Origin of the sequence: Streptomyces sp. P13-3-3 (genome assembly GCF_050571355.1) — a bacterium.
Taxonomy (GTDB): Bacteria; Actinomycetota; Actinomycetes; order Streptomycetales; family Streptomycetaceae; genus Streptomyces; species Streptomyces althioticus.
On sequence record NZ_CP192228.1, the window covers coordinates 3516269 to 3541668 of the forward strand.

At 73.6% G+C, this 25400-nt stretch carries 24 protein-coding genes; 14 read left to right on the plus strand and 10 right to left on the minus strand.

What is annotated here, in order from left to right:
• Positions 1 to 89 precede the first annotated feature (89 nt).
• The 5 genes from ACQZOG_RS16090 (at position 90) to folE (ending at position 6048) form a co-directional block, all read left to right on the plus strand.
• The gene (locus tag ACQZOG_RS16090; protein ID WP_078492963.1) at positions 90 to 1223 is read left to right on the plus strand and encodes a zinc-dependent metalloprotease; all 1134 of its coding nucleotides are present in this window, start codon (positions 90 to 92) and stop codon (positions 1221 to 1223) included.
• A 194-nt stretch (positions 1224 to 1417) separates the two neighbouring features.
• Entirely contained in the window at positions 1418 to 2446 is a 1029-nt protein-coding gene (gene tilS / locus ACQZOG_RS16095; RefSeq protein ID WP_033274919.1) for a tRNA lysidine(34) synthetase TilS, read from the plus strand.
• A gap of 68 nt (positions 2447 to 2514) precedes the next feature.
• Positions 2515 to 3075, plus strand: a complete 561-nt coding sequence (gene hpt, locus ACQZOG_RS16100) for a hypoxanthine phosphoribosyltransferase (protein WP_033274920.1) — start codon at positions 2515 to 2517, stop codon at positions 3073 to 3075.
• Positions 3076 to 3263: 188 nt separating this feature from the next.
• Positions 3264 to 5303, plus strand: a complete 2040-nt coding sequence (gene ftsH, locus ACQZOG_RS16105) for an ATP-dependent zinc metalloprotease FtsH (protein ID WP_037640876.1) — start codon at positions 3264 to 3266, stop codon at positions 5301 to 5303.
• A gap of 139 nt (positions 5304 to 5442) precedes the next feature.
• Positions 5443 to 6048 (plus strand): GTP cyclohydrolase I FolE, encoded by a 606-nt coding sequence (folE, locus tag ACQZOG_RS16110; protein ID WP_033274922.1) that lies wholly within the window; start codon positions 5443 to 5445, stop codon positions 6046 to 6048.
• Positions 6049 to 6132: 84 nt separating this feature from the next.
• Here the strand turns inward: folE and ACQZOG_RS16115 are convergent, their stop codons facing one another.
• The 5 genes from ACQZOG_RS16115 to folP form a co-directional block, all read right to left on the minus strand.
• Complete coding sequence (locus ACQZOG_RS16115; RefSeq protein ID WP_033274923.1) at positions 6133 to 6624, minus strand: DUF3180 domain-containing protein; 492 nt, start codon at positions 6622 to 6624, stop codon at positions 6133 to 6135.
• A 61-nt stretch (positions 6625 to 6685) separates the two neighbouring features.
• On the minus strand, positions 6686 to 7297 hold the full coding sequence (gene folK / locus ACQZOG_RS16120) for a 2-amino-4-hydroxy-6-hydroxymethyldihydropteridine diphosphokinase (RefSeq protein ID WP_430741576.1): 612 nt from the start codon (positions 7295 to 7297) through the stop codon (positions 6686 to 6688).
• Entirely contained in the window at positions 7294 to 7653 is a 360-nt protein-coding gene (folB, locus tag ACQZOG_RS16125) for a dihydroneopterin aldolase (protein WP_037640881.1), read from the minus strand. Before folB ends, folK begins: the two co-directional genes overlap by 4 nt.
• A gap of 227 nt (positions 7654 to 7880) precedes the next feature.
• Positions 7881 to 8390, minus strand: a complete 510-nt coding sequence (locus ACQZOG_RS16130; RefSeq protein WP_037640882.1) for a nuclear transport factor 2 family protein — start codon at positions 8388 to 8390, stop codon at positions 7881 to 7883.
• The gene (folP, locus tag ACQZOG_RS16135) at positions 8387 to 9295 is read right to left on the minus strand and encodes a dihydropteroate synthase (RefSeq protein ID WP_430741577.1); all 909 of its coding nucleotides are present in this window, start codon (positions 9293 to 9295) and stop codon (positions 8387 to 8389) included. The genes ACQZOG_RS16130 and folP overlap by 4 nt, the downstream gene beginning before the upstream one ends.
• A gap of 550 nt (positions 9296 to 9845) precedes the next feature.
• On the opposite strand from folP, the gene ACQZOG_RS16140 reads away from it, so the two are divergent.
• Positions 9846 to 11192 carry a hypothetical protein gene (locus tag ACQZOG_RS16140; RefSeq protein ID WP_430741578.1) on the plus strand — a complete coding sequence of 449 codons (1347 nt, stop codon included), beginning with the start codon at positions 9846 to 9848 and terminating at the stop codon, positions 11190 to 11192.
• Positions 11193 to 11256: 64 nt separating this feature from the next.
• Here the strand turns inward: ACQZOG_RS16140 and ACQZOG_RS16145 are convergent, their stop codons facing one another.
• A complete protein-coding gene (locus ACQZOG_RS16145) occupies positions 11257 to 12591 on the minus strand; it encodes a PH domain-containing protein (protein WP_430741579.1) in 1335 nt (444 codons plus the stop codon).
• On the minus strand, positions 12588 to 13163 hold the full coding sequence (locus ACQZOG_RS16150; protein WP_033274930.1) for a PH domain-containing protein: 576 nt from the start codon (positions 13161 to 13163) through the stop codon (positions 12588 to 12590). Before ACQZOG_RS16150 ends, ACQZOG_RS16145 begins: the two co-directional genes overlap by 4 nt.
• Before the next feature lie 31 nt (positions 13164 to 13194).
• Between ACQZOG_RS16150 and ACQZOG_RS16155 the strand changes: the two genes are divergently transcribed.
• Positions 13195 to 14346, plus strand: a complete 1152-nt coding sequence (locus tag ACQZOG_RS16155) for an NADH-quinone oxidoreductase subunit D (protein ID WP_203550379.1) — start codon at positions 13195 to 13197, stop codon at positions 14344 to 14346.
• A 3-nt stretch (positions 14347 to 14349) separates the two neighbouring features.
• Here the strand turns inward: ACQZOG_RS16155 and ACQZOG_RS16160 are convergent, their stop codons facing one another.
• Positions 14350 to 15369 (minus strand): SAM-dependent methyltransferase, encoded by a 1020-nt coding sequence (locus ACQZOG_RS16160; RefSeq protein WP_203550378.1) that lies wholly within the window; start codon positions 15367 to 15369, stop codon positions 14350 to 14352.
• A 150-nt stretch (positions 15370 to 15519) separates the two neighbouring features.
• Between ACQZOG_RS16160 and ACQZOG_RS16165 the strand changes: the two genes are divergently transcribed.
• The 3 genes from ACQZOG_RS16165 to ACQZOG_RS16175 all read left to right on the plus strand — a co-directional run bounded on the left by ACQZOG_RS16165 (position 15520) and on the right by ACQZOG_RS16175 (position 18123).
• Positions 15520 to 16722: a sensor histidine kinase gene (locus ACQZOG_RS16165; protein ID WP_203550377.1), complete on the plus strand. Its 1203-nt coding sequence runs from the start codon at positions 15520 to 15522 to the stop codon at positions 16720 to 16722.
• Positions 16723 to 16804: 82 nt separating this feature from the next.
• Positions 16805 to 17476 (plus strand): response regulator transcription factor, encoded by a 672-nt coding sequence (locus ACQZOG_RS16170; RefSeq protein WP_033274934.1) that lies wholly within the window; start codon positions 16805 to 16807, stop codon positions 17474 to 17476.
• Between the two features lie 32 nt (positions 17477 to 17508).
• Positions 17509 to 18123 carry an AAA family ATPase gene (locus ACQZOG_RS16175; RefSeq protein WP_058916314.1) on the plus strand — a complete coding sequence of 205 codons (615 nt, stop codon included), beginning with the start codon at positions 17509 to 17511 and terminating at the stop codon, positions 18121 to 18123.
• A gap of 20 nt (positions 18124 to 18143) precedes the next feature.
• On the opposite strand, the gene ACQZOG_RS16180 is transcribed toward ACQZOG_RS16175, so the two are convergent.
• Positions 18144 to 19250, minus strand: coding sequence for a DUF5937 family protein (locus ACQZOG_RS16180; protein WP_033274936.1), 1107 nt, complete (start codon positions 19248 to 19250; stop codon positions 18144 to 18146).
• A gap of 77 nt (positions 19251 to 19327) precedes the next feature.
• Complete coding sequence (locus tag ACQZOG_RS16185; protein ID WP_399568201.1) at positions 19328 to 20509, minus strand: threonine aldolase family protein; 1182 nt, start codon at positions 20507 to 20509, stop codon at positions 19328 to 19330.
• A 182-nt stretch (positions 20510 to 20691) separates the two neighbouring features.
• On the opposite strand from ACQZOG_RS16185, the gene ACQZOG_RS16190 reads away from it, so the two are divergent.
• From ACQZOG_RS16190 to nadC, 4 genes are all read left to right on the plus strand, one after another.
• Entirely contained in the window at positions 20692 to 21639 is a 948-nt protein-coding gene (locus ACQZOG_RS16190) for a Rossmann-like and DUF2520 domain-containing protein (protein ID WP_037640887.1), read from the plus strand.
• A gap of 73 nt (positions 21640 to 21712) precedes the next feature.
• Positions 21713 to 22711, plus strand: a complete 999-nt coding sequence (panC, locus tag ACQZOG_RS16195) for a pantoate--beta-alanine ligase (RefSeq protein ID WP_033274938.1) — start codon at positions 21713 to 21715, stop codon at positions 22709 to 22711.
• Positions 22708 to 24411 carry an L-aspartate oxidase gene (locus ACQZOG_RS16200; protein ID WP_380827916.1) on the plus strand — a complete coding sequence of 568 codons (1704 nt, stop codon included), beginning with the start codon at positions 22708 to 22710 and terminating at the stop codon, positions 24409 to 24411. Before panC ends, ACQZOG_RS16200 begins: the two co-directional genes overlap by 4 nt.
• Positions 24412 to 24416: 5 nt before the next feature.
• The gene (nadC, locus tag ACQZOG_RS16205; protein ID WP_037640889.1) at positions 24417 to 25394 is read left to right on the plus strand and encodes a carboxylating nicotinate-nucleotide diphosphorylase; all 978 of its coding nucleotides are present in this window, start codon (positions 24417 to 24419) and stop codon (positions 25392 to 25394) included.
• Positions 25395 to 25400 lie beyond the last annotated feature (6 nt).

The following is a 25400-nucleotide window of genomic DNA, read 5'->3' on the forward strand; positions in this document are numbered from 1 at the left end:
GCGAAGCCCCCGCGCCGCTGTCAGGGCGCCGTACAGCCGCAGGCTGTGAGGATCTGCCCGTTTCCCCACCCCTCACGTACCGTTGACACATGACGAGCATCGGTGGTGCTGCCTCATCCGGCATGGTCGACTGGAACCTCGCGGTCGCGACCGCGACCAGGCTCATGCGGCCGGGCCCCGACGTGAGCCGGGACGAGGCCCGCGCCGTCGTCGCGGAGCTCCGCCGCCACGCGCGGTCCGCGGAGGAACACGTCCGCGGCTTCACGAACCTCGGCACGCCCGAGACCCATGACACGCCCCTCCTCGTGGTGGACCGCCCCGGCTGGGTGCGGGCCAACGTCGCCGGCTTCCGCGAACTGCTCAAACCCCTGCTCGACAAGATGCAGGAACGACGCGGCACGAGCCCCGGCAACGTGATGATGGGGGCCGTCGGCGGCAAGGTCACCGGCGTGGAGCTGGGGATGCTGCTGTCGTTCCTGGCCTCCCGTGTCCTCGGCCAGTACGAGACGTTCGCCCCCGCCACCCGGGACCTTCCGGCCGGCGCCAACGGCGGCGGACGCTTGCTGCTGGTCGCCCCCAACATCGTCCACGTGGAGCGCGAACTCGACGTGGAGCCGCACGACTTCCGGCTGTGGGTGACGCTCCACGAGGAGACGCACCGCACCCAGTTCACGGCCGTGCCCTGGCTGCGGGACCACCTCGAGGGCGAGATCCAGGCGTTCCTGGCCGAGACCGACGTCGACCCGACGACCGTGCTGGAGCGGGTGCGCGAGGCCGCGCAGTCCCTGGTCGGCGGGCGTCCCGAGGGCGAGGAGGGCGACGAGGGGCGCTCCCTGGTGGAGATCGTGCAGACTCCGGCCCAGCGGGAGATCCTCGGCCGGCTCACCGCCGTGATGTCGCTGCTGGAGGGCCACGCCGACTACGTCATGGACGGCGTGGGCCCCGAGGTCGTGCCGAGCGTCGCGGAGATCCGCGAGAAGTTCCAGCAGCGCCGCGCCAAGGGCGCCTCCCGCCTGGACATGGCGCTGCGCAAGCTGCTCGGCCTGGACGCCAAGCTCCGGCAGTACCGCGACGGCGAGCGCTTCGTCCGCGCGGTCGTCGACGAGGTCGGCATGGAGGGCTTCAACCGGGTGTGGACGTCGCCGAACACCCTCCCCACCAAGGCGGAGATCGGCAAACCGGCGGACTGGATCACGCGGGTGCACCGCAAACCGGAGGCATAGGCGCCGCGCCCCTGTCGCGCAGGGCGTCCGGGCGGCGGCAGACGGACGCCCCGCCAATCACCCGTCCGAGGGACCGTAGGCATGGGGCAGGCGTGCAATGCTCGGGGAACGGCCCGGTTCTGTCACCATCTACACACTCTGCGTGACCGACTCCCGGGCCCAACCCCCCGGACATCATCAGAAGGGAACCGGACATGGGTCCCCATCCTGCGGTCGCGGCGATACGCCTGGCGGTCCGCCGCGTCCTGAACGACATCCTCGCCGAACACGGCCGGACGCCCGGCCGCCTCACGCCCGACGAGCGGTCCTCCTCCCCGCTCGTGCTCGTGGCCTGCTCCGGTGGCGCCGACTCCATGGCGCTCGCCTCCGCCCTCGCCTTCGAAGCCCCCCGCGCCGGTCTGCGCGCCGGCGGCGTCACCGTCGACCACGGCCTCCAGCCGGGCTCCGGCCCGCGCGCCGTCGAGGTCGCCTCCCGGCTGCGCGAACTCGGCCTGGACCCCGTCGAGTCGGTCGCCGTCACCGTCGGCCGCGACGGAGGCCCCGAGGCCGCCGCCCGGGACGCCCGCTACGCCGCCCTCGACGCCGCCGCCGAGCGCCACCGCGCCGCCGCCGTCCTGCTCGGCCACACCCGCGACGACCAGGCCGAGACGGTGCTGCTCGGCCTCGCCCGCGGCTCCGGCATCCGCTCCCTGTCCGGCATGGCCGCGGTCTCGGGGGCCGACGGCCGTTACCGGCGCCCCTTCCTCCAGCTCGACCGCCAGACCGCCCGCAAGGCCTGCATGGTCCAGTCCCTGCCCGTCTGGGACGACCCGCACAACACCGACCCCGCCTACACCCGCTCCCGGCTGCGCCACGAGGGCCTGCCCGCCCTGGAGAAGGCCCTCGGCAAGGGCGTCGTCGAGGCCCTCGCCCGTACGGCCCAGCTCTCCCGTGACGACGCCGACGCCCTCGACGCCTGGGCCGGGAAGGCCGCGGCCGGCGTCCGCGACGACGACGGCCGCCTGGAGTGCGCCGCGCTGCACGACCTGCCGCCCGCCGTGCGCCGCCGCGTGCTGCGCCGGGCCGCCATCGACGCCGGCGCACCGGCCGGTTCGCTGTTCGCCCGCCACATCGAGGAGGTCGACCGGCTGATCACCGGCTGGCGCGGTCAGGGGGCCATCAATCTCCCCGGCCGGGTCGTCGCCCGCCGGCAGGGTGGCAGACTGGTGATTCGGCAGGGCTGAATCCGGACCCCACCGACCGCCTCAGGTCGCGGGGCGGACCGGACCGGCCGGTGGGACGACCGAAAGTGATGCGGGTGGACGCGAACGACATGGGTGCCGACCTCGAGAAGGTGCTCATCACCAAAGAAGAGATCGACGCCAAGCTGACGGAGCTGGCGGCGAAGATCGACGCGGAGTACGCGGGCAAGGACCTGCTGATCGTCGGCGTGCTCAAGGGCGCGGTGATGGTGATGGCCGACCTCGCCAGGGCGCTGTCCACCCCCGTCACGATGGACTGGATGGCCGTGTCCTCGTACGGGGCGGGCACGCAGTCCTCGGGCGTGGTGCGGATCCTCAAGGACCTCGACACGGACATCAAGGGCCGCCACGTCCTGATCGTCGAGGACATCATCGACTCCGGCCTGACGCTGTCGTGGCTGATCTCGAACCTCGGCTCGCGCGAGCCCGCCTCCCTCAAGGTGTGCACGCTGCTGCGCAAGCCCGAGGCCGCGAAGGTCGCCATCGACGTCGAATGGGTGGGTTTCGACATCCCCAACGAGTTCGTCGTGGGCTACGGCCTCGACTACGCCGAGAAGTACCGCAACCTGCCGTTCGTCGGGACGCTCGCGCCCCACGTCTACGGCGGGTGAACCGCGGCGGCCCCGGCCGCCGTACGTGATCGGGAACCCCGGCGGGCTCCGCGGCGTTGGAGCAGGCGTGGACGCCATTGGCGGCTGTCCCTCGCAGCGTCGGGGGCCGATGCTGGGGTACCGTCCGAAGAACAGCCTTTATCAAACTCACTATGGCAGGAGGGACGGGGCGGCACCGCTCCGTATGGATGGACGTGAAGCGATACTTCCGTGGGCCGGTCATGTGGATCGTGCTGGCCGTCCTTGCCGTGGTCGTGTTGATGCAGGTCGTCGGCTCGTCCGGCGGCTACAAGACGGTGGACACGGGCCAGGTCGTCCAGGCGATCAACGAGAACAAGGTCGAGTCGGCCAAGCTGACCACCGGCGACGAGCAGACCATCAAGGTCCAGCTCAAGGACGGCCAGAAGGTCGAGGACAGCTCGAAGATCCAGGCGAGCTACATCGGCGACCAGGGCGTCACCATCGCCAGCACGCTGCAGGACAAGTTCCAGAACAAGCAGATCCCTGACGGCTACACGGTTTCGCCGTCGAAGCAGAACCCCTTCGTGAGCATTCTGCTGTCCCTGCTTCCCTTCGTCCTCATCGTGGTCGTCTTCCTGTTCCTGATGAATCAGATGCAGGGCGGCGGCTCCCGTGTCATGAACTTCGGGAAGTCCAAGGCGAAGCTCATCACCAAGGACACTCCCAAGACGACGTTCTCCGACGTCGCGGGCTCCGAGGAGGCCGTCGAGGAGCTCCACGAGATCAAGGAGTTCCTGCAGGAGCCGGCGAAGTTCCAGGCCGTCGGCGCCAAGATCCCCAAGGGCGTGCTGCTGTACGGCCCGCCCGGCACCGGCAAGACCCTGCTCGCGCGTGCCGTCGCGGGCGAGGCGGGCGTCCCGTTCTACTCGATCTCGGGTTCCGACTTCGTCGAGATGTTCGTCGGTGTCGGCGCCTCCCGTGTCCGTGACCTCTTCGAGCAGGCCAAGGCGAACGCCCCGGCGATCGTCTTCGTCGACGAGATCGACGCGGTCGGCCGCCACCGCGGCGCCGGCCTCGGCGGCGGTCACGACGAACGCGAGCAGACGCTGAACCAGCTGCTCGTCGAGATGGACGGCTTCGACGTCAAGGGCGGCGTGATCCTCATCGCCGCGACGAACCGCCCGGACATCCTCGACCCGGCGCTGCTGCGTCCCGGCCGCTTCGACCGCCAGATCGCGGTGGACCGCCCGGACATGCAGGGCCGCCTCGAGATCCTCAAGGTGCACCAGAAGGGCAAGCCGGTCGCCCCGGACGTCGACCTCGGCGCCGTGGCCCGCCGCACGCCCGGCATGACCGGTGCCGACCTGGCCAACGTGCTGAACGAGGCCGCGCTGCTCACCGCGCGCAGCGACCAGAAGCTGATCGACAACAAGATGCTCGACGAGGCGATCGACCGCGTCGTCGCGGGCCCGCAGAAGCGGACCCGGATCATGTCCGACAAGGAGAAGAAGATCACCGCGTACCACGAGGGCGGACACGCCCTGGTCGCGGCGGCCTCACCGAACTCCGACCCGGTCCACAAGATCACCATCCTGTCGAGAGGCCGCGCTCTCGGCTACACCATGGTCCTGCCGGACGAGGACAAGTACTCCACCACGCGCAACGAGATGCTGGACCAGCTGGCGTACATGCTGGGCGGCCGCGCGGCGGAGGAGCTGGTCTTCCACGACCCGACCACCGGTGCCGCCAACGACATCGAGAAGGCCACGGGTCTGGCCCGCGCGATGGTCACGCAGTACGGCATGACCGAGCGGCTCGGCGCCATCAAGTTCGGCGGCGACAACACCGAGCCCTTCCTCGGCCGTGAGATGGCTCACCAGCGCGACTACTCGGAAGAGGTCGCCGCGCTGGTCGACGAAGAGGTCAAGAAGCTCATCGAGACCGCGCACAACGAGGCGTGGGAGATCCTCGTCGAGAACCGCGACGTCCTCGACAACCTGGTCCTGGCCCTCCTGGAGAAGGAGACGCTGGGCAAGGAGGAGATCGCCGAGATCTTCGCGCCGATCGTGAAGCGCCCGCCCAGGCCCGCCTGGACCGGCTCCTCGCGCCGTACGCCGTCCACCCGCCCGCCGGTCCTCTCCCCCAAGGAGCTGGCCCTGACGAACGGGGCGAACGGCGCCACGCCGGCCATCTCCACCACGAAGAGCGCCACGACGGACCCCGCCCCGCAGCCGGAGCGGACCCCGGAGGAGCGCCCCGAGAGCTGACACGAGGCCCTCGGAGCCCCTCAGGGCCCGGAATGGATGCCGCGTCCCCCTGGTTCTAGCCTGGGGGACGCGGCATTTTGCGTACCCGCAGTTCGAGACGCGTGCCCGTCACGCGTGCAGGCACAGGAACGAGGCACCCATGACCGACCCCGTGACGCTGGACGGCATAGCCCCCATCGGTGAGTTCGATGAGAAGCGGGCCCGGAACGCCGTGCGCGAGCTGCTGATCGCGGTGGGCGAGGACCCGGACCGTGAGGGCCTGCAGGAGACTCCGGCGCGCGTGGCCCGTGCCTACCGGGAGATCTTCGCGGGCCTGTGGCAGAAGCCCGAGGACGTGCTGACGACGACGTTCGACCTCGGCCACGACGAGATGGTGCTGGTCAAGGACATCGAGGTGTACTCGACCTGCGAGCACCACCTGGTGCCGTTCCGGGGCGTGGCGCACGTCGGGTACATCCCGTCGACCAACGGGAAGATCACCGGCCTGTCCAAGCTGGCCCGCCTGGTGGACGTCTACGCGCGGCGCCCGCAGGTGCAGGAACGACTCACCACGCAGATCGCGGACTCCCTGATGGACATCCTGGAGCCGCGCGGGGTCATCGTGGTCGTGGAGTGCGAGCACATGTGCATGTCGATGCGGGGCATCCGCAAGCCCGGCGCCAAGACGATCACCTCGGCGGTGCGGGGCCAGCTGCGGGACGCGGCGACCCGCAACGAGGCGATGAGCCTGATCATGGCGCGCTGAGCCGCGATCACGGACACCGCGGTCACCGACGCTAGGAGGGGCACGGTCCGGACGGACCGTGCCCCTCCTAGCGTCTCGGGTGTCTCAGGCTGCCGGGGCCGTGCCCGGGTGGTCGTCGTCGTCCTCGTCGTCCGGGAGCTTGCAGACGTGCTCCAGCCACTTGGCGGCCGCTATCACGGCGATGCCCGCCACCACGGAGAATCCGGCGTAGATGGCCTGGTCGCGGCGGGCGGGGATGTCCAGGGAGCCCAGCAGCACGACGAACGTGCCGCCGTAGAGGCCGGCGACGAGGGCCGCCACCAGGGCGCTGGCCTGGCCGAAGACCACCGCGCGGGCCGCCTGCAGCGGGTCGACTCCCTTGGCGTCCGGACGGCGCTCGCGCTGTGCCTTGAGGCGGGCGCGCAGGGAGAGCGCGGTGGCCGCGAGGACCGTGGCGATCAGGGCGAGGACGATCGGCGCGGCCACGGGGACGCTCGGGAGGGTTCCCAGCGAGTTCCACAGGCGGGCGCCGGCCCAGGACAGGACACCGGCGACGACGAAGACGCCGGCCAGCACCCTGATGCGCAGCTCTTTCACGGTGTCCCTTCGCGTTCCCCCGGCCGGTGGCCCGGGCTGTGGCCGTCCTCGACCTTAACGGCTACTCGGGCAGCCGGAGTTCCAGGTCGGCGCGCGGCGTGACCCCGTCCCGGGTGACCGCGTCCAGCAGTTCGGCCACCGGACCGTGTCCGGGGAGCTCGGCGGCGGGGTCGGCGTCCAGCCAGGGGGCGAGCACGAAGGCGCGCTCGTGGGCGCGCGGGTGCGGCAGGGTGAGCTGCGGGTCGTCGGAGCGGAGGTCGGCGTAGGCGACGATGTCGACGTCCAGGGTGCGCGGGCCCCAGCGCTCGTCCCGCACGCGGTGGAAGGCCTCCTCGACGGCCTGGGCGCGCTCCAGCAGGGAGGACGGCGGGAGGGTCGTCCTCAGGACGACGACCGCGTTGAAGTAGGACGGCTGGCTGCCGGGCTCGACGCCCCACGGCTCCGTCTCGTACACGGGGGAGACCGCCTTGACCCGGATGCCCGGGGTGTCCTCCAGGGCGTCCACGGCCCCCTGGAGGGTCTCCAGACGGTTGCCCAGGTTGGCGCCGAGGGCCACCACGGCCCGTTTCGGGTTCTGGAGGGTGGTGTCGGCGGCGTCCACCTGCTCGACCACGGAGGCGGGGACGGGCTGGACGGTCGGGTCGGTGTGGCCCGTGGTGGTCGGCCTGGTCATGCGCGGCTCCGGATGATGGTGACGGTCACGTCGTCGAAGGGCACGGTGATCGGCGCGTCCGGCTTGTGGACGCGCACCTCGACCTCCTGCACGACGTCGTGCTTCAGGCAGACCTGGGCGATGCGCTCGGCGAGGGTCTCGATGAGGTTGAGGGGCTCGCCCTCCACGACGGCCACCACCTCCTCGGCCACGATGCCGTAGTGCACGGTCTTCGTCAGGTCGTCGTCGGCGGCGGCCGGGCGGGTGTCCAGGCCCAGGACGAGGTCCACGAGGAAGGTCTGGCCCTCCTCGCGCTCCTTCGGGAACACACCGTGGTGCCCGCGGGCCCTCAGGCCGCTCAGCGCGACACGATCCACGCGAATCACTCCTGCTGTCGTCGGTCCGGCCGGTCGGTGCCCCGTGCGGACGGCACACCGGCCCGTCCTCGAATCTACCCGCGGCGGGCGCCGGCCCCCGCGGTCCGGGGTCGCGGCCGCCGGACGGGTTCCTCGGGCTCTTCGGTCCGTCTGCCCAGGGTGAACGGCATGCTCACGGGCCGGAAGGGGCGGAGGCCCCGGGTCGGGTGAGTTCCGCCACGTGCGGGTCAGGGCGGGGTCGGGGTGTCGTCGTCCTCGTCGTCGTCCTCCTCGGCGAGGACCGGGGAGGCGTGGTGCGACCAGAGCTTCCAGCCGGACGGGGTGCGCCGGTACACGTTGGTGGCGACGACGAGCTGCCCGACCAGCGGCCCCAGCTCCTCGCCCTCCGCGGGGGCGGGCCCTCCGCTGAGGATGTTCTCCGTGCAGGTCACCACGGCCGTGTCCCCGGTGACGGAGACGTGCACGTCGGTGAGGAAGAACTGGATGTAGTCGGTGTTCGCCATGATCAGCGCGTACGAGCGGAGCACCTCGCCGCGCCCGGTGAGCGCCGGCCAGCCGGGGTGCACGCAGGAGACGACGCCCGCGTCGGCGGGGTCGTGGTACTCCTCGTCGACGCCGAGGTCGGCAGGGGTGAGCCAGGCCGAGGCGACCTCCTCGAAGTCGCCCCGCTCCAGTGCCTCGTAGAAGGCGGTGTTGGCGGCCTCGACCTGCTCGACGTCGGTGTGGGGTGCGGTCACCGGGCTCCTTCCGCACCGTGCTCGGGGGATGTGGGGTCGTCGTCGGGGAGCGCTTCCTGTATCGCGTGGACCACCCGTACGGCGTCGGCGCTGGCCCGGACCTCGTGCACGCGCACCGCCCAGGCGCCGGCCCGGGCCGACAGCGCGGAGACGGCGGCGGTGGCCGCGTCGCGTTCGCGGGCGGGCGGGGGCGGGGCGTCGGGGCCCGCCAGCACCCGGCCGAGGAACCGCTTGCGGGACGCGGCGACGAGCAGGGGGTGGCCGAGGCCCAGCAGACGGTCGAGGCGGGCGAGCAGCGCGAGGTCGTGCTCGGCGTCCTTGGAGAAGCCGAGACCGGGGTCGACGATCACGCGGTCGGCGGCGATGCCGCCTTCCAGGACTGCCTCCACGCGCGCGTGGAGTTCGTCGGCGACCTCGGCGACGACGTCCTCGTACACGCCCCGGACGTTGCCGCCCTCGAGGAAGCCGCGCCAGTGCATGACGACGAACGGGGCGCCCGCGGCGGCGACGACGCCGATCATGGCCGGGTCGGCGAGGCCGCCGCTGACGTCGTTGACCAGGGCGGCGCCGGCCGCGAGCGACCGCTCGGCGACGGAGGCGCGCATGGTGTCGACGGAGACGGTGACGCCCTCGGAGGCGAGCCCGCGGACCACCGGGATGACGCGCCTGAGCTCTTCGGCCTCGTCGACGCGGGTGGCGCCGGGGCGGGTGGACTCGCCGCCGACGTCCACCAGGTCGGCGCCCTGCGCGACCAGGCCGAGGCCGTGCTTGACGGCCGTGGAGGTGTCGAACCAGCGCCCGCCGTCGGAGAAGGAGTCGGGGGTGACGTTCACGACTCCCATGACCGCGCACCGGTCCCAGTGGGGGAGGCCCGCGACCTGACGGCGTCCGCTGTGAGTGCTCATACGTTCAGCGTAGGCCCAGGGAGGGTGCCCGGTGCCGCACGGGCCCGCCGCGCGGGAAACCCCGCGCGCGGACATTGGCGGCACCTTTCGGACCGCATTGCCGTGAGGAGGGACGCACGGAAGATCGGCGAGAGCGGGAAAGGAACGGAATCGAGTCCCGGAGGGTCGGGGAGAAGCGGATCTCCTCCGGGAAGACGCGGCCTGCGGCGAGCGGTCGCGGGAGAGGCGCCGAAACGGACCGGAAGGGGCGGGACGGAAGGGCGCCGGCGGGCGGAATCGGAGGGCGGGACGGGACCGGGGCGCACGGGTGGCGAGGCGCGGCCGGGGCCTCGGGACGGGGTGTCCGGCGGAGACCCCGGACAGGGGCCAACCGGAATGCGCGGAGGGCGAGTTGTCCGTCGGCCTGACCCCATAAAGGATCTTGACGAATATTCAATGGACCGCTTTTCACGCGTGGCCCGGTCCCTGACGGCATGTGAAACATTGCGTATGGCTTTCTTTTTGCGGGGCGGGGCACCATCATTCGCCTACGCGCGGTAAGTTTCTGGCCATGCCACGTGGACGTCACCGTCATTCCCCGCCTCTGCACAGGATGCTGCCCCCGTCGGCGATCGCAGGCGTGTCCGTCGTCTGCGCCCTGGCGCCGTGGGTGTTCACCCAACCGGTGGTGCTCCGTCTCCTGGCCGCGGCCGCCGCGGTCACGGCGATCGTGGGCGCCGTCGTGATGCGCCACTGGGACGCCCAGGCGGGCAAACGCGTCGCCGACCTCACGCGCGCGCGGGCGAGCGACGAGTGGCGTTTCGAGGAGAGGGTCGCCGAACTCGAGTCGGACCTCGATGAGTCGCGTGAGCTGCGTATCAAGCTGGAGCAGCGGCTGCGCGCCAAGCGCGCGGAACTGGCGGGGCTGCGCAACGAGCACGCCGCGCTGCTGCGCCGGTACGCGGCGGCCGAGGCGGAGCGCGCGAACGTCCTCGAGGAGCGCCGGGTGCTGGAGATCGAGGCGGCCGTCCCGGCGCGCGCCCTGCCCCCGGGTGCGCCCGCGGCGCCCGCGGCGCCCGAGCCGGAACCCACGGTCCCCGAGGTGACGGCGGACGTGGAGCGGACGGAGGACGCCGGGCAGAAGGAGACGCAGGACGAGAAGTCCTCCGGTGTCTTCTCCCCGGAGGGGTCGAAGCTGTACCTGAAGGCCGACGCGGCACTGGCGCGGTTCGCGGCCCGGCCGGAGACCGACGAGCGGGTCCAGCCGGAGACCGACGAGCTGGCCGAGGCGGAGGCCGGGAGCGAGGCGGACTCCGACGCGCCGGAGGAGACGGACGCGCGGCCCTCCGTGCCGGCCGCGCGCAAGGAGAGCGCCCCCGGAGCGGCGAAGGCCGGGGACGCCCCGGAGAGCCCCGCCGTGAGGGCCACCGCCCCCCGGGGCGGCGGCACCCCCGAGGACGACGGGCCCGAGCCGACGAAGCGGCGCAGGCCCGACCCGGCGCAGGAGGACGAGGCCGGGGGGCAGCCCCGGGCGGCCGGCGACCATGAGCGCGCGGCCGCCCCCACCGCACCGGCCGCCTCCGCCGCACCGGCCGCGCACCGGCCCGCCGGGCACTTCACGGTGCCGACCGCGGTGGCGGTCGTCCCGCCGACGCAGCCCGTGCGGCGGCCCGTGCAGGACGACGGGTTCGACTTCTTCGGCACCAAGAACGCCCGCCGCGAGGCGCTGGACGCCGTGCAGAACGAGGACCTCGCCGACGTCGTCGGCCAGGAGGCGCTCGCGCTGCACAAGGCGGAGGCCGAAGGGCGGTACAAGCCGGCCGCCGAGGAGCCGCGCGCCGGTCAGGTCATCGACCTGACCGCCCACGACGAGACCGAGCACATCGACGTCCAGGGACTGCGCAGCGCGGTGTCCTGAAACCGGCACCCGTCGTGAGAGAGGGCCCCGCCCAGGCGGGGCCCTCTCCCGTGTCCGGGGCCGGTCAGGCCATCCAGCGGTCCGGCAGGGCGTCCCTGCGCCCCGTGCGGGAGCGTTCCGCCTGGGCGTGCAGCAGGGCGGCGGCCTCCTCGGCGGGGCGCAGACGGGCGGTCACGGTGCCGTTGGCTCCGGTGTCCACATGGACGTCGGCGACGCCGTGCGCCCGCTGCCAGGGCCCCTGGGCGAGCCGTACGCTCTGCACCTTGGCGTGCGGCACCAGCGAGAGGCTGCGCCGCAGCAGACCGTGCCGGGAGGCGAACACCGCGTCCGTGACGGCGAGCCCGTGGCCCCGCCACCACACCGGCACGCACCACCGCGCCCCGCGCGGCGGGCGGGAGAACGCCTCGGACGGGGGCACGGTCACCCCCGGCAGGACGCGCGCGACGACCGACTCCGCCATCGCACGCGGGGCCACCGGCAGCAGCAGCGAGTTGGACGAGCCGGCCACGTCCAGCTCCACGCGCACCCAGCCGCGCCTGCGCCACAGCAGCGGCTCGACCAGCCGCACGGTCTGCACCCGGCCGGGCGGCACCGTCTCGTGCGCCCGGTCCAGCAGCCCGTGGTCGATGCGGAGACCGTCGGGCGACTCGCCCAGCGTCCAGTCGTACTCGGCGACGAAGCGGCCCACGCTGCTCGCGCCCGCCGCGCCGAGCATCGGGATGCCGGCCGCGAGCACCGTCCACAGGCTGTGGGTGGCCGTCCACAGCAGGGGCAGGGCGACGGCGGCGACCAGCAGCCAGACCCAGGTCGCCGCGGTCAGCAGGAGCGAGACGGCCAGCACGCCCGGCGGCACCCGCAGCATCTGCTGGGAGGGCGCCTCGCCGACCTCGTGGGCGGTCTCCGGGGCGAAGCCCGCCGCCCGTGCCAGCAGTTCCGCGCGCAGCGCCCGCGCCTCGCCGGCCCCGAGGAAGGCCAGCTCGTCCTTCTTGTCGGTGCCTATGACGTCGAGTTTCAGCTTCGCCACGCCCGCGACCCGCGCCAGCAGCGGCTGCGTGACGTCGATGGCCTGGATCCGCTCGAGACGGATGTGCGCGGTGCGCCGGAACAGCAGCCCGGTGCGCACCCGCAGCTCGCTGTCGGTGACCGCGAAGTGGGTGAACCACCAGCTCAGGAAGCCGTAGAGGGCGGCGGCCGGGATGAGTACGGCGAGCCCGAGCAGCAGCGTGGTCGTGGTGAGCCGGGTGAGCTGGCGCTGCGCGCCGTCGGGGTCGTGCACCGCCCAGCCCATCAGGACGGCCACCGGCGCCCACGCCCGCCGCAGCGGCGTGACGGGGTGCAGCCGCCGCTCGACGACGGGCGGCCGTCCGGTCACGTCCTCCTGGACGCCGGGCGCGGTCACAGCCCCGCCGACCGGGCCTCGCCCAGCTCGGTGAGCCGGTCGCGCAGCCGTTCCGCCTCGTCCGGGTCGAGCCCCGGGATGGTCGCGTCGGTGGCCGCGGCGGCGGTGTGCAACTGCACGCTGGCCAGCCCGAAGTGCCGCTCGACGGGCCCGGAGGTGACCTCCACGAGCTGCATCCGCCCGTACGGCACGACCGTCTCCTCGTGCCACAGCACACCGCGGCTGATCAGCAGGTCGTCGGCGCGCTCGGCGTACCGCCAGGAGCGCCAGTTGCGCTCCAGCATCACCCAGCCCCACAGCAGCAGGGCCAGCGGCAGCACCGCGAAGGCGCCCCAGGCGGGCCCGGCCAGCAGGCCCGGCACCAGCGCGGTGGCCAGGGTCAGCAGCCCCAGCCACACCACCAGCAGCAGCCGCCGCATCGTCAGCAGCCCGGACGGCAGCGCGCGCCAGACCGGCTCCGTACCGCCGTCCGGTTCCGTGCCGGCGTCCGCCGCGGGCACGTCCGCCGTCGCCGGCGTGGGCGTCCCCTGCGCGTCCGCTGTTCCCGTGTCGTGCGGGCTCCCCGTCTCCATGGGGCCAGCGTACGTACGACAGACTGTGTCCATGACTCCCACGACGGAGACCATGGTCGGAATCGGCGGCGCGGCGGAGAGCACCGACATGGTGCTCAACATCGGCCCGCAGCACCCGTCCACGCACGGCGTGCTGCGGCTGAAGTTGGTGCTGGACGGTGAGCGGATCGTCCACGCGGAGCCCGTGATCGGCTACATGCACCGGGGCGCGGAGAAACTCTTCGAAGCCCGCGACTACCGGCAGATCGTCATGCTGGCCAACCGGCACGACTGGCTGTCGGCGTTCTCCAACGAGCTGGGCGTGGTCCTCGCCGTGGAGCGGATGCTCGGCATGGAGGTCCCCGAGCGCGCGGTGTGGCTGCGCACGCTGCTCGCCGAGCTGAACCGGGTGCTCAACCACCTGATGTTCCTCGGCTCCTACCCGCTGGAGCTCGGCGGCATCACGCCGATCTTCTACGCCTTCACCGAGCGCGAGAAGCTCCAGCACGCCATGGAGGAGGTCTCCGGCGGGCGCATGCACTACATGTTCAACCGCGTCGGCGGCCTCAAGGAGGACCTCCCGGCCGGCTGGACGGGACGCGCGCGTGCCGCGGTCGCCGACGTGCGTGCGCACATGGACCGCTTCGACGACCTGGTGCTCGGCAACGAGATCTTCCGCGGCCGCACCCGGGGCGTCGGCGTGCTGTCGGCGGAGGCGGTGCACGCGTACGGGGTGAGCGGGCCGATCGGGCGCGCCTCGGGCGTCGACTTCGACCTGCGCCGCGACGAGCCGTACCTGGCCTACGGCGAGCTGGGCGACGTCCTGAAGGTGGTCACCCGCGAAGAGGGCGACTGCCTCGCCCGCTTCGAGTGCCTGCTGGAGCAGACGCACAACTCCCTGGACCTCGCCGACGCCTGCCTCGACCGGCTGGCCCAGCTGCCGCCCGGCCCGGTCAACCAGCGGCTCCCCAAGGTCCTGAAGGCGCCCGAGGGCCACACGTACGCGTGGACCGAGAACCCGCTCGGGATCAACGGCTACTACCTGGTCAGCAAGGGCGAGAAGACCCCGTACCGGCTGAAGCTGCGCTCGGCGTCGTACAACAACATCCAGGCGCTCACCGAGCTGCTGCCGGGCACGCTGGTCGCGGACATGGTGGCGATCCTGGGGTCGATGTTCTTCGTCGTCGGCGACATCGACAAGTAGCCCTCAAGCGGCGAGGACGTCCCCGACGCCCACCGGCTGCACCAGCCACCCGAAGTCGCCGAGGCCGCCCGGCGCGGTCAGCTCCGCGGCCTCCCCGGCGGCGGCGAGGGCGCGGACGTACCCCGCCGGGTCGCTGCTCGCCAGGGACAGCGGGGGACGCCCGCCGGCGACGCCGAGCGCGCGCAGGGCGTCCCGCTGGGTCAGCAGGCGCGCGCCCGGCAGGGCGGGGGCGGCGGCGCATGCGTCCAGCGCGACGTGCGCCGTGAGGTCGCGGGAGCCGTCCGGAACCGGCGCCGTCTCCCGGCCCTCCCGGAACGCGGTGAGCGTCCCGAACGGCGGTCGCGCGCCGGCGGTGTGCGCGTAGTCCACGGCGACGGCGGCGCCGCGCGTGAGCGTGCCGACGGCCGCCGTCCAGGCCCGGTCCCGGGGGAGCCCGATCTCCGCGCGCAGGCCCTCCTCGGGCGGCAGCGGCCACCACCGGTCCAGCCAGTCCGCGTCGGGGCCGGCGACCGGCTCCCCGAGGCGCTCGGCGCCGTCCGCCCGCACCCGCACGTACCGGGGCGTGCCGGACGCGTCCACCTCGGCGACGTCCACCGGCACGTTGTCCAGCCACTCGTTGGCGAACAGCAGCCCCGTGACGCCCTCCGGCGGCTCGTCCCGCCACACGATCCGGTCGTCCAGGCCCGGGGGGCGCGCGGCCAGCTCGACGGCGTACGGACGCACACGGGCCGACACGTCCGCGGGGAGCGCCCCCAGTACGCCGGTGACCAGTTCGCCGCGTCCCGCCGCCATGTCCACGAAGTCCAGCGCGGGCGGGCGGCCGAGCGCCTCGTCGACCCGGCCCAGCAGCCGCGCCACGGCGCGCGCGTACAGCGGGGAGGCGTGCACGGAGGTCCGGAAGTGGCCGGCCGGGCCCGCGCCGGGCCGGCGGTAGAAGCCGTCCGGGCCGTACAGGGCCTCCCGGGCCGCCTCCCGCCAGCCGCGGAAACCGTCCTCCGCCGTCCCCCGGGTCCCCGCCGTCACCGCATCCCCGCGTCCGCCGTCGCCGTCCTCACCGAGCCAGGCTACGTGCGCGAACCGGACGGGCCTCCACCTTGGGGAGTACACGCGACGGGCGGGGATCGGCCCTCCGGTTGACCCCTGCACGCATTTTGCTTCCCTACGCTGGGTTACGTGCAGCGCCTCTACGACTTCCTCCGCAGGCACCCGACGTGGGTCGACGGCTTCTGGGCCGTGATCCTGTTCGGGATCTCGGTGCTCGGCGGAGCGACCGTGGAGGAGGGCCGGGGCACCGAGCTGCCCGCTCTGACCGTGCCGGTGATGTTCCTGCTGTCCGTGGTGGTGGCGCTGCGCCGCCGGATGCCGGAGCGGATGCTGGTCCTCGCCCTGGCCGTGGGTCTCGGCCAGCTGATCCTCGACGTGCCGACGGCGCCCGCCGACTTCGCCCTGCTGGTGATCGTCTACACGGTCGCGGCCGTGGGCGCCCGCTGGGCCTCCCGCGTGGCGCTGACCGCGGGTCTGTGCGCCGCCCCGCTCGCGCAGCTGCGCTGGCCCAGCCCGCAGGCGAGCACGGCGGAGAACGTCGCCCTGTCGGTCATCCTGGCCGTGCCGTTCGCCCTCGCCTGGGTGCTCGGCGACTCCATACGCACCCGCCGCGCCTACTTCGCGCAGCTGGAGGAGCGGGCCGCCCGGCTGGAGAAGGAGCGTGAGGCGCAGGCCAAGGTGGCGGTCGCCGCCGAACGCGCCCGCATAGCCCGTGAGCTGCACGACGTGGTCGCGCACAACGTGTCGGTCATGGTGGTGCAGGCCGACGGCGCCGCCTACGTCCTCGACGCGGCCCCCGACCAGGCCAGGAAGGCCCTGGAGACCATCTCCTCCACCGGCCGCCAGGCCCTCGCCGAGATGCGCCGCCTGCTGGGCGTGCTGCGCACCGGCGAGCACCAGGAGGCCGGGGAGTACGTGCCGCAGCCGGGGCTCCAGCAGATCGAGGACCTCGTCGAGCAGTGCCGGGAGTCCGGACTGCCCGTGGACTTCAAGGTCGAGGGCACCTCGCGCGAACTGCCCCGCGGCGTCGAGCTGACCGCCTACCGGATCGTGCAGGAGGCGCTGACCAACACCCGCAAGCACGGCGGACCCAACGCGGGCGCCAGCGTGCGCCTGGTCTACTTCGACGACGGTCTCGGCCTGCTGGTGGAGGACGACGGCAAGGGCGCCCCGCACGAGCTGTACGAGGAGGGCGGCTTCGACGGCCAGGGACACGGCCTGATCGGCATGCGCGAACGGGTCGGCATGGTGGGCGGGACCCTGGACGCCGGACCACGGCCGGGCGGAGGATTCCGCATCAGCGCGCTGCTGCCGCTCAAACCGGCGCATTGACCTATACGCACGCCCCCTGTTGACACCTGTCACGCCCCCCGCGGCACCCGACGACCGAGACGACCGAACGGAAGAGGCCCCGATGACGATCCGCGTGATGCTCGTCGACGACCAGGTGCTGCTGCGCACCGGTTTCCGGATGGTGCTCGCCGCCCAGCCGGACATGGAGGTCGTCGCGGAGGCGGGCAACGGCGTGGAGGCCCTGGAGGCGCTGCGGACCACCTCCGTCGACGTGGTGCTCATGGACGTCCGCATGCCGAAGCTGGACGGCGTGGAAGCCACCCGCCGGATCTGCGCGGACGCCGATCCGCCGAAGGTGCTCATCCTGACCACCTTCGACCTCGACGAGTACGCCTTCTCCGGGCTGAAGGCCGGCGCGTCCGGCTTCATGCTCAAGGACGTGCCGCCCGGCGAACTGCTCACCGCGATCCGCGCCGTGCACAGCGGCGACGCGGTGGTGGCCCCCTCCACCACCCGCCGGCTCCTCGACCGGTTCGCCCCGATGCTGCCCAGCAGCGGCAAGCAGCCCGAGCACAAGGAACTGGAGCGGCTCACCGAACGCGAGCGGGAGGTCATGGTGCTGGTCGCGCAGGGCCTGTCCAACGGGGAGATCGCCGCCCGGCTGGTGCTGTCCGAGGCGACCGTGAAGACGCACGTGGGCCGCATCCTCACCAAGCTGGGGCTGCGCGACCGGGTGCAGGTGGTCGTCCTCGCCTACGAGACGGGTCTGGTGCGGGCCGGCGGACACGGCTGAGCGGCGCCCCGGCCCCCGGTAGGGTGCCGCGCATGCTCCTGTGGATCAACGGCCCCTTCGGGGGCGGCAAGACACAGACCGCACACGAGATACGCCGCCGCCTCCCGGGCAGCGTCGTCTGCGACCCCGAGCAGCCCGGCTTCGGCCTCCACCGCATGCTGCCGCCCGAACTGCGCGGCGACTTCCAGGACTTCAAGGCCTGGCGGCAGGGCGTCGTGGAGGTCCTCGACCTCACCCTGACCCGGCGCGAGGGCGTGGTGATCGCGCCGATGACCGTCACCGACCCCGGACACTTCGCCGAGACCGTGGGACGGCTGCGTGAACTGGGCCATGACGTACGGCACTTCACGCTCCTCGCCGAGCGGGAGACGGTGCTGCGGAGGCTCAGGGAGCGCGGGCTCGGGCATCTGATCGGCGGCGGCCTGCGCCGGGAGAGCTGGGCGGTCGAGCGGCTCGACCACTGTCTGGAGCGGCTCACGGAGCCGGAGTTCGCCGAGCACTTGTGGACCGACCACAGCACCGTGCCGAAGACGGCCGACCGGATCGCCGTCCTCGCCGGCCTCACCCTGCGCCCCAACCACGAGGGCCGGCTGCGCACCCGGCTCCGCCAGGCGGGCGTGGGGCTGCGGCACATCCGCCTCGGCTGAACGCCGGGGCGTGCCCGGGCTCAGCGCAGGAGGCCCTCCAGGAAGTCGCTGCCGAGGCGGGCCACGACCGTCACGTCCAGCTGGTGCAGGACGTAGCGGCCGCGGCGGCGGGTGGTGATCAGGCCCGCCTTCTTCAGCACGCCCAGGTGCCGGGATATCTCCGGCGCGGTCATGCCGTGCATCTGCACCAGCTCGCCCGTGGTGTAGGCGCTGCGGGCCAGGTGGCGGCACATGCGCATACGGACCGGGTGGGACAGCGCCGTCATCCGCAGGGCGAGCTGCTCGACCGTCGGCGGTGCGGCGGGCTCCGGGGAGCCCGCCGGGTAGTGCAGCACGGGCTGCCAGCCGTGCCGGTGCAGCACCTGCAGATGCGGCCGGCCGAGGCTGGTGGGGATCAGCAGCAGCCCGCCGTCCCCGGTCGCGGTGTGGCCGTCGCCCAGCTTGTCGACGGTGATCCGGCCCGCCGCCTCGTCCAGCGTGACGGCGGACGACACCGACGCCAGCGCCTCGCCCGGGCCCTTGCGGCGCAGCAGGTCCGTCTTGAGGCGGGCGTCCGCGGCGAGCTGGTGCCGCAGCCGGGACCACGCCTCCGCGAAGAACGCCTCGTCGCAGTCCTGGAGGAACTGCCGCAGCCACGCCCGGGTGCGCGGCGGGTCGGCCAGCAGCCGCTCGGTGAACAGCAGTTGCCGCGGCCCCCGCGCGGCGGCCAGCTCCAGCGAACGGCGGCGCAGCCCCTCGTCGGAGAGCGGGCCGCGCCCCGGCAGGTCGTAAGGGAGGGCGCAGGTGAACTCCAGGGCGACATCGACGAACTGCTCGTCGGACAACTTGTCCAGCAGGTCCAGCTCCTCGGCCAGCGTGCCGCCGGGCAGCGCCCTACGGCCCGGGAGGCCGGCGCAGGCGAGGAACAGGTCGGAGAACGTCGTCCGCCACAGGAAGTCCGCCTCGCACATGCGGTCCGCGAGATGCGGGTCGAGGCGTGCGGTCACCGCCGTCACCCAGGCCTGGAGGCCGGGGTGGTGGGCCGGCTCGGACAGCGCGTGCAGCGCCATGCCCAGCTCGGCCAGCGGAGAGATCACGACGGCGATCCGCTCCGGCCGCAGCCCGCTGATGTCGATGTGCACGCCCATGCCCCCATGGTGCACCGGGCCACCGACACCGGGACCCCGATCGACGGCGGCCGTCGATCGGGGCGACGCGGTGCGGGCTACGCGCCGGTCAGGCGGCGGGCGAAGTCCGCGGCCGCCTCGCGGACGTCGTCGGCCGTCCACTCCAGGGCGGCGGCCCGGACGTAGACCTCGGTGAAGGTCAGACCGGGCCCCTTCGGGTCCCAGTGGTTCGCGAACAGCATGCGGCCGGTCTCCTCGCCCGCCCGGATCGCGGTCTCCGCCACGACCTCCGTCTCGTACGGCAGCCACACCTGGAAGTCGTAGGTGTGCGGCACCTCGGGGTGCACCCGGAAGAAGGGCAGCCCCCCTGCCTCCAGGCCCTCGCGCAGGGCGGCGGCCACCACGCGCGCGTGGCGCACGTACTCCGGCAGGCGGGGCAGCTCCCGGTCGAGCCCGATCAGCGCGGACAGGGCGGTCGGGAACTGCTGGAACACCGCGCCGCCGTACCGGTGCCGCCAGGTCCTCGCCTCCTCGATCAGTGAGGCGGGCCCGGCGAGGGCGGCGCCGCCGTAGGCGTCGAGGGACTTGTAGAACGACACGTAGACGCTGTCCGCGAGGCCCGCGATCTCCTCCAGGGACTTCCCGAAGTGCTCGGTGCACTCCCACAGCCGCGCCCCGTCGAAGTGGACGACCGCGTCGCGCTCCCGCGCGGCCTCCGTCACCTCGGTCAGCTCGTCCCAGGTGGGCAGCACGAACCCGGCGTCCCTCAGGGGAAGCTCCAGCATCAGCGCGCCGAAGGGCTCCGGGAGGTCGCGGACCTCCTCGGCGGTGGGCAGCCGTGGCTCGTTCGCGAAGTGCACCGGGCGCAGGCCGCTGACCTGGCTGAACGCGTTCCGCTCGTACACCTCCGGGTGGCTCAGCGGGTGCAGCGCCACCGCCGGGTTCCCGGTGCGTCCCGCCCAGCAGCGCAGCGCCACCTGCTGCGCCATCGTGCCGGTCGGGAAGAAGGCCGCGGCCTCCGTGCCGAGCAGGTCCGCCACCCGCCGCTCCAGGGCCTCCACGACCCCGTTGCCGTAGATGTCGGCGGTCTCGTCGAGGTCGTAGGCGTCGCCCGCCGCCTCCAGCAGCGCCAGCCGTTCCTCGAGCGGGGCGAGGAAGCCGAGGCGCGCCAGCACGCGCGGGGCGTTGCGCCAGGCCGCGATGCGTCGTTCACGCGGTGTGGGCGCGGCGGCCTCCTCCGTCGTCGGTCCGGTGCCGTCGTGGTCCGCCGTGTCAGTCATGCCCGCGATCATGCCCCGCGCCCCTCCGCGCGGTCACCCTCGATTCCGAACGAGGGCGGGCGGACGCGTCCACGGGAACCCACAGCCTGTGGACAACCGGTGGCCGCCGGAACCGATCGCGTTAACATGACGAGAAATCGTCCGGTACCCCGAGCGGACTGGAACGGGAAGGCCGCCGTCGCGTGAACACAACCCCACAGCCCGATCCCCGGGACCGCCCCGCGCGGCTCACCGTCGGCGTCGTAGGCGCCGGACGCGTGGGCCCCGCCCTCGCCGCGTCCCTCCAGCTGGCCGGGCACCGCCCGGTGGCCGTCTCCGCCGTCTCCGACGCCTCCCGCAGACGCGCCGGACAGATGCTGCCGGACGTGCCGGTGGTGCCGCCCGCCGAGGTGCTGGAGCGGTCCGAGCTGGTGCTGCTGACCGTCCCCGACGACGCGCTGCCGGAGCTGGTCGCCGGACTCGCCGAGACCGGCGCCGTGCGCCCGGGACAGCTCCTCGTGCACACCTCGGGGCGGTACGGCGCGAAGGTCCTCGACCCCGCCCTGCGCGCGGGCGCGCTGCCGCTCGCCCTGCACCCGGCGATGACGTTCACCGGCACCCCCGTGGACGTGCAGCGGCTCGCCGGCTGCTCCTTCGGCGTCACCGCGCCCGACGAACTGCGGCTGGCCGCCGAGGCGCTGGTCATCGAGATGGGCGGCGAGCCCGAGTGGATCGCCGAGGAGAACCGCCCGCTCTACCACGCGGCCCTCGCCCTGGGCGCCAACCACCTGGTCACCCTGGTGGCGCAGTCCCTGGAGCTGCTGCGCACCGCGGGCGTCGGCGCCCCCGACCGGATGCTCGGCCCGCTCCTCGGCGCCGCCCTCGACAACGCCCTGCGCTCCGGTGACGCGGCCCTCACCGGCCCCGTCGCCCGGGGTGACGCCGGCACGGTCGCGGCGCACGTCGCCGAGCTGCGCCGGCACGCCCCCGGGACCGTCGCCGGGTACCTGGCCATGGCCCGCGCCACCGCCGACCGCGCCCTCGCCCACGGGCTGCTGAAGCCGGAGCTCGCCGAGCCCCTCCTCGGGGTGCTCGCCGGACCGTCCGACGCGGCCGGCGGCACCGGAGACACCCCGGGGGACACGACATGAGCGGCACCGCCCGCACCCCGCACGCCCACCCCACCCGTACGCCCCCGCGCGCGTCCCAAAACGGAGCCGCCCGATGACCGCCACCCTGCTGCGCACCGCCGCCGACCTGCACGCCCGCGCGCGCACCGGCCGCCGTGCCGTCGTGATGACCATGGGCGCGCTGCACGAGGGCCACGCCACGCTGATCCGCGCCGCCCGGAAGATCGCCGGACCGGAGGGCGAGGTCGTCGTCACCGTCTTCGTCAACCCGCTCCAGTTCGGCGCCGGTGAGGACCTGGACCGCTACCCGCGCACCCTGGACGCCGACGTCGACCTGGCGGGGAAGTCCGGCGCCGACGCCGTGTTCGCCCCGTCCGTCGACGAGGTCTACCCCGGCGGCGAACCCCAGGTCCGGATCAGCGCCGGCCCCATGGGCGAGCGGCTGGAAGGCTCCTCCCGCCCGGGCCACTTCGACGGCATGCTCACCGTCGTGGCGAAGCTGCTGCACCTCACCCGCCCCGACGTCGCCCTCTACGGGCAGAAGGACGCCCAGCAGCTCGCCCTGATCCGGCGCATGGTGCGCGACCTGAACTTCGGGGTGGAGATCGTCGGCGTGCCCACCGTCCGCGAGGAGGACGGGCTCGCCCTGTCCAGCCGTAACCGCTACCTGTCGCCCGCCGAGCGGCGCACCGCGCTGGCCCTGTCGCAGGCCCTGTTCGCGGGCCGTGACCGGCACGCCGCGCAGGAGGCGCTGCGCGCCCGCGCCCGCGAGGTGCCCGCCTCCCGCGCGCGTGCCGAGGCGCTCAGCGCGATCGGCGAGTCCCGCGCCGCCGCCGACGCGCACGCCGTCGCCACCACCGCCGGCGGACCCGCCGCCATCCGTGCCGCCGCCCGCCTGGTGCTGGACGAGGCCGCCCGCCTCGACCCGCCGCTGCGACTGGACTACCTGGCGCTGGTCGACCCGTCCGACTTCACCGAGATCGGCGACGGCTTCACCGGCGAGGCGGTCCTCGCGGTCGCCGCGCGCGTCGGCGCCACCCGGCTGATCGACAACATCCCCCTGACCTTCGGAACGTTCGGAGACGCCTCGTGACCAGCACAGGCATACGACTGCACGCGCCCGCGCCCGGATGGTCCATCGACGCGGACGTCGTGGTCGTCGGGTCCGGGGTCGCGGGCCTCACCGCCGCCCTCCGCTGCGAGGCGGCCGGACTGACGACCGTGGTGGTCACCAAGGCGCGCCTCGACGACGGCTCCACCCGCTGGGCGCAGGGCGGCATCGCAGCGGCCCTCGGCGACGGCGACACCCCCGAGCAGCACCTCGACGACACCCTGGTCGCCGGCGCGGGCCTGTGCGACGAGGAGGCGGTGCGCATCCTGGTCACCGAGGGCCCCGACGCCGTACGGCGGCTCATCGCGACCGGCGCGCGGTTCGACGAGTCCGGCGACGGCGGCCTGGAACTGACCCGTGAGGGCGGCCACCACCGGCGCCGCATCGCCCACGCGGGCGGGGACGCCACCGGCGCGGAGATCTCCCGCGCCCTGGTCGAGGCGGTCCGCGCGCGGGGGATGCGCACCGTCGAGAACGCGCTCGTCCTCGACCTGCTCACCGACGCCGAGGGCCGCACCGCCGGCGTCACCCTGCACGTCATGGGAGAGGGCCAGCACGACGGCGTGGGCGCGGTGCACGCGCCCGCCGTGGTGCTCGCCACCGGCGGCATGGGCCAGGTGTTCTCCGCGACCACCAACCCGGCCGTCTCCACCGGCGACGGCGTCGCCCTCGCGCTGCGCGCGGGCGCCGAGGTGAGCGACCTGGAGTTCGTCCAGTTCCACCCCACGGTGCTGTTCCTCGGCCCGGACGCGGAGGGGCAGCAACCGCTGGTCTCCGAGGCGGTGCGCGGCGAGGGCGCCCACCTGGTCGACGCCGACGGCGTGCGCTTCATGCTCGGGCAGCACGAGCTGGCCGAGCTGGCGCCCCGCGACGTCGTCGCCAAGGGCATCGTGCGCCGCATGCTGGAGCAGGACGCCGAGCACATGTACCTCGACGCCCGCCACTTCGGCGCCGAGATGTGGGAGAACCGCTTCCCGACCATCCTGGCCGCCTGCCGCGCCCACGGCATCGACCCGGTCACCGCGCCCGTGCCCGTCGCCCCGGCCGCCCACTACGCCTCCGGCGGCGTCCGCACCGACTCCCGCGGCCGGACCACCGTGCCCGGCCTCTACGCGTGCGGCGAGGTCGCCTGCACCGGCGTGCACGGCGCCAACCGGCTCGCGTCCAACTCGCTCCTCGAAGGCCTCGTCTACGCCGAGCGCATCGCCGCCGACATCGCCGCCACCGGCCTCCACACGCGCGTGCCGCAGCCGCTGCCCACGGCGGAGCGCCCCGCGCACCCGCTGCTCCCGCCCGAGGCGCGCCTCGCCATCCAGCGGATCATGACCCGCGGCGCGGGCGTGCTGCGCTCCGAGGAGTCCCTCGCCGAGGCCGCCGACCGCCTGCACCGGCTGCACGCCGACGCGCGCGACGCCCTCGACGAGAACGGCAAGACCGCCGAGCCCGGCGTCGACACGTGGGAGGCCACCAACCTGCTGTGCGTCGCCCGCGTGCTCGTGGAGGCGGCACGGCGGCGCGAGGAGACCCGCGGCTGCCACTGGCGCGAGGACCGGCCCGAGCGCGACGACACGGCATGGCGCCGCCACATCGTCGTACGGCTGAATCCCGACCGATCGCTGGCGGTGCGCACCACCGACACCACAGACTTCCCCCCGACCCTCCCTCAGGCCCAGGAGCAGTGACAGCAGTGACCACCCCCGACCTTCCCCTCGTCTCCTCCGGCGGCTGTGGCGACGGCTGCGCCTGCGGCGCCGGCGAGGAGGACACGTACCTGGAGTGCGGGCTCGACCCCGCGCTCGCCCAGCTCCTCGCCGACGCGGGGCTCGACCCCGTCGAGGTCGAGGACATCGCCAACGTGGCCCTCCAGGAGGACCTGGCACACGGCGTCGACGTGACCACCGTCGCGACCATCCCCGAGGAGGCCGTCGCCACCGCCGACTTCACCGCCCGCGAGGCCGGCACGGTGGCCGGTCTCCGGGTCGCCGAGGCGGTCATGTCGATCGTCTGCACCGAGGAGTTCGAGGTCGAGCGGCACGTGGAGGACGGCGACCGCGTCGAGGCCGGCCAGGTGCTGCTGTCCGTCACCACCCGCACCCGCGACATCCTCACCGCCGAGCGCAGCGCGCTGAACCTCCTGTGCCGGCTCTCCGGCATCGCGACGGCCACGCGCGCGTGGGCGGACGCGCTGGAGGGCACCAGGGCGAAGGTGCGCGACACCCGCAAGACCACGCCGGGGCTGCGCAGCCTCGAGAAGTTCGCGGTGCGCTGCGGCGGCGGCGTCAACCACCGCATGTCCCTGTCGGACGCGGCGCTGGTCAAGGACAACCACGTGGTGGCCGCGGGCGGCGTCGCGCAGGCCTTCAAGGCCGTACGCGAGCGCTTCCCCGACGTCCCGATCGAGGTCGAGGTCGACACCCTGCACCAGCTCCGGGAGGTGCTGGACGCGGGCGCCGACCTGATCCTGCTGGACAACTTCACGCCCGGGGAGTGCGAGGAGGCGGTGTCCCTCGTCGACGGCCGCGCGGCACTGGAGGCGTCCGGACGCCTCACCCTCGCGAACGCGAAGGCGTACGCCGACACGGGCGTCGACTACCTCGCCGTGGGCGCCCTCACCCACTCCTCGCCGATCCTCGACATCGGCCTCGACCTGCGCGCCGCGGAGTAGGACCGG

Bases quoted from the DNA above. Each gene is read 5' to 3' on its own strand.
- ACQZOG_RS16090 (WP_078492963.1), top strand. From the start codon at position 90: ATGACGAGCATCGGTGGTGCTGCCTCATCCGGCATGGTCGACTGGAAC.
- tilS (WP_033274919.1), top strand. From the start codon at position 1,418: ATGGGTCCCCATCCTGCGGTCGCGGCGATACGCCTGGCGGTCCGCCGC.
- hpt (WP_033274920.1), top strand. From the start codon at position 2,515: ATGCGGGTGGACGCGAACGACATGGGTGCCGACCTCGAGAAGGTGCTC.
- ftsH (WP_037640876.1), top strand. From the start codon at position 3,264: ATGGACGTGAAGCGATACTTCCGTGGGCCGGTCATGTGGATCGTGCTG.
- folE (WP_033274922.1), top strand. From the start codon at position 5,443: ATGACCGACCCCGTGACGCTGGACGGCATAGCCCCCATCGGTGAGTTC.
- folK (WP_430741576.1), bottom strand. From the start codon at position 7,297: ATGACCAGGCCGACCACCACGGGCCACACCGACCCGACCGTCCAGCCC.
- folP (WP_430741577.1), bottom strand. From the start codon at position 9,295: ATGAGCACTCACAGCGGACGCCGTCAGGTCGCGGGCCTCCCCCACTGG.
- ACQZOG_RS16140 (WP_430741578.1), top strand. From the start codon at position 9,846: ATGCCACGTGGACGTCACCGTCATTCCCCGCCTCTGCACAGGATGCTG.
- ACQZOG_RS16150 (WP_033274930.1), bottom strand. From the start codon at position 13,163: ATGGAGACGGGGAGCCCGCACGACACGGGAACAGCGGACGCGCAGGGG.
- ACQZOG_RS16155 (WP_203550379.1), top strand. From the start codon at position 13,195: ATGACTCCCACGACGGAGACCATGGTCGGAATCGGCGGCGCGGCGGAG.
- ACQZOG_RS16170 (WP_033274934.1), top strand. From the start codon at position 16,805: ATGACGATCCGCGTGATGCTCGTCGACGACCAGGTGCTGCTGCGCACC.
- ACQZOG_RS16175 (WP_058916314.1), top strand. From the start codon at position 17,509: ATGCTCCTGTGGATCAACGGCCCCTTCGGGGGCGGCAAGACACAGACC.
- ACQZOG_RS16180 (WP_033274936.1), bottom strand. From the start codon at position 19,250: ATGGGCGTGCACATCGACATCAGCGGGCTGCGGCCGGAGCGGATCGCC.
- ACQZOG_RS16185 (WP_399568201.1), bottom strand. From the start codon at position 20,509: ATGACTGACACGGCGGACCACGACGGCACCGGACCGACGACGGAGGAG.
- panC (WP_033274938.1), top strand. From the start codon at position 21,713: ATGACCGCCACCCTGCTGCGCACCGCCGCCGACCTGCACGCCCGCGCG.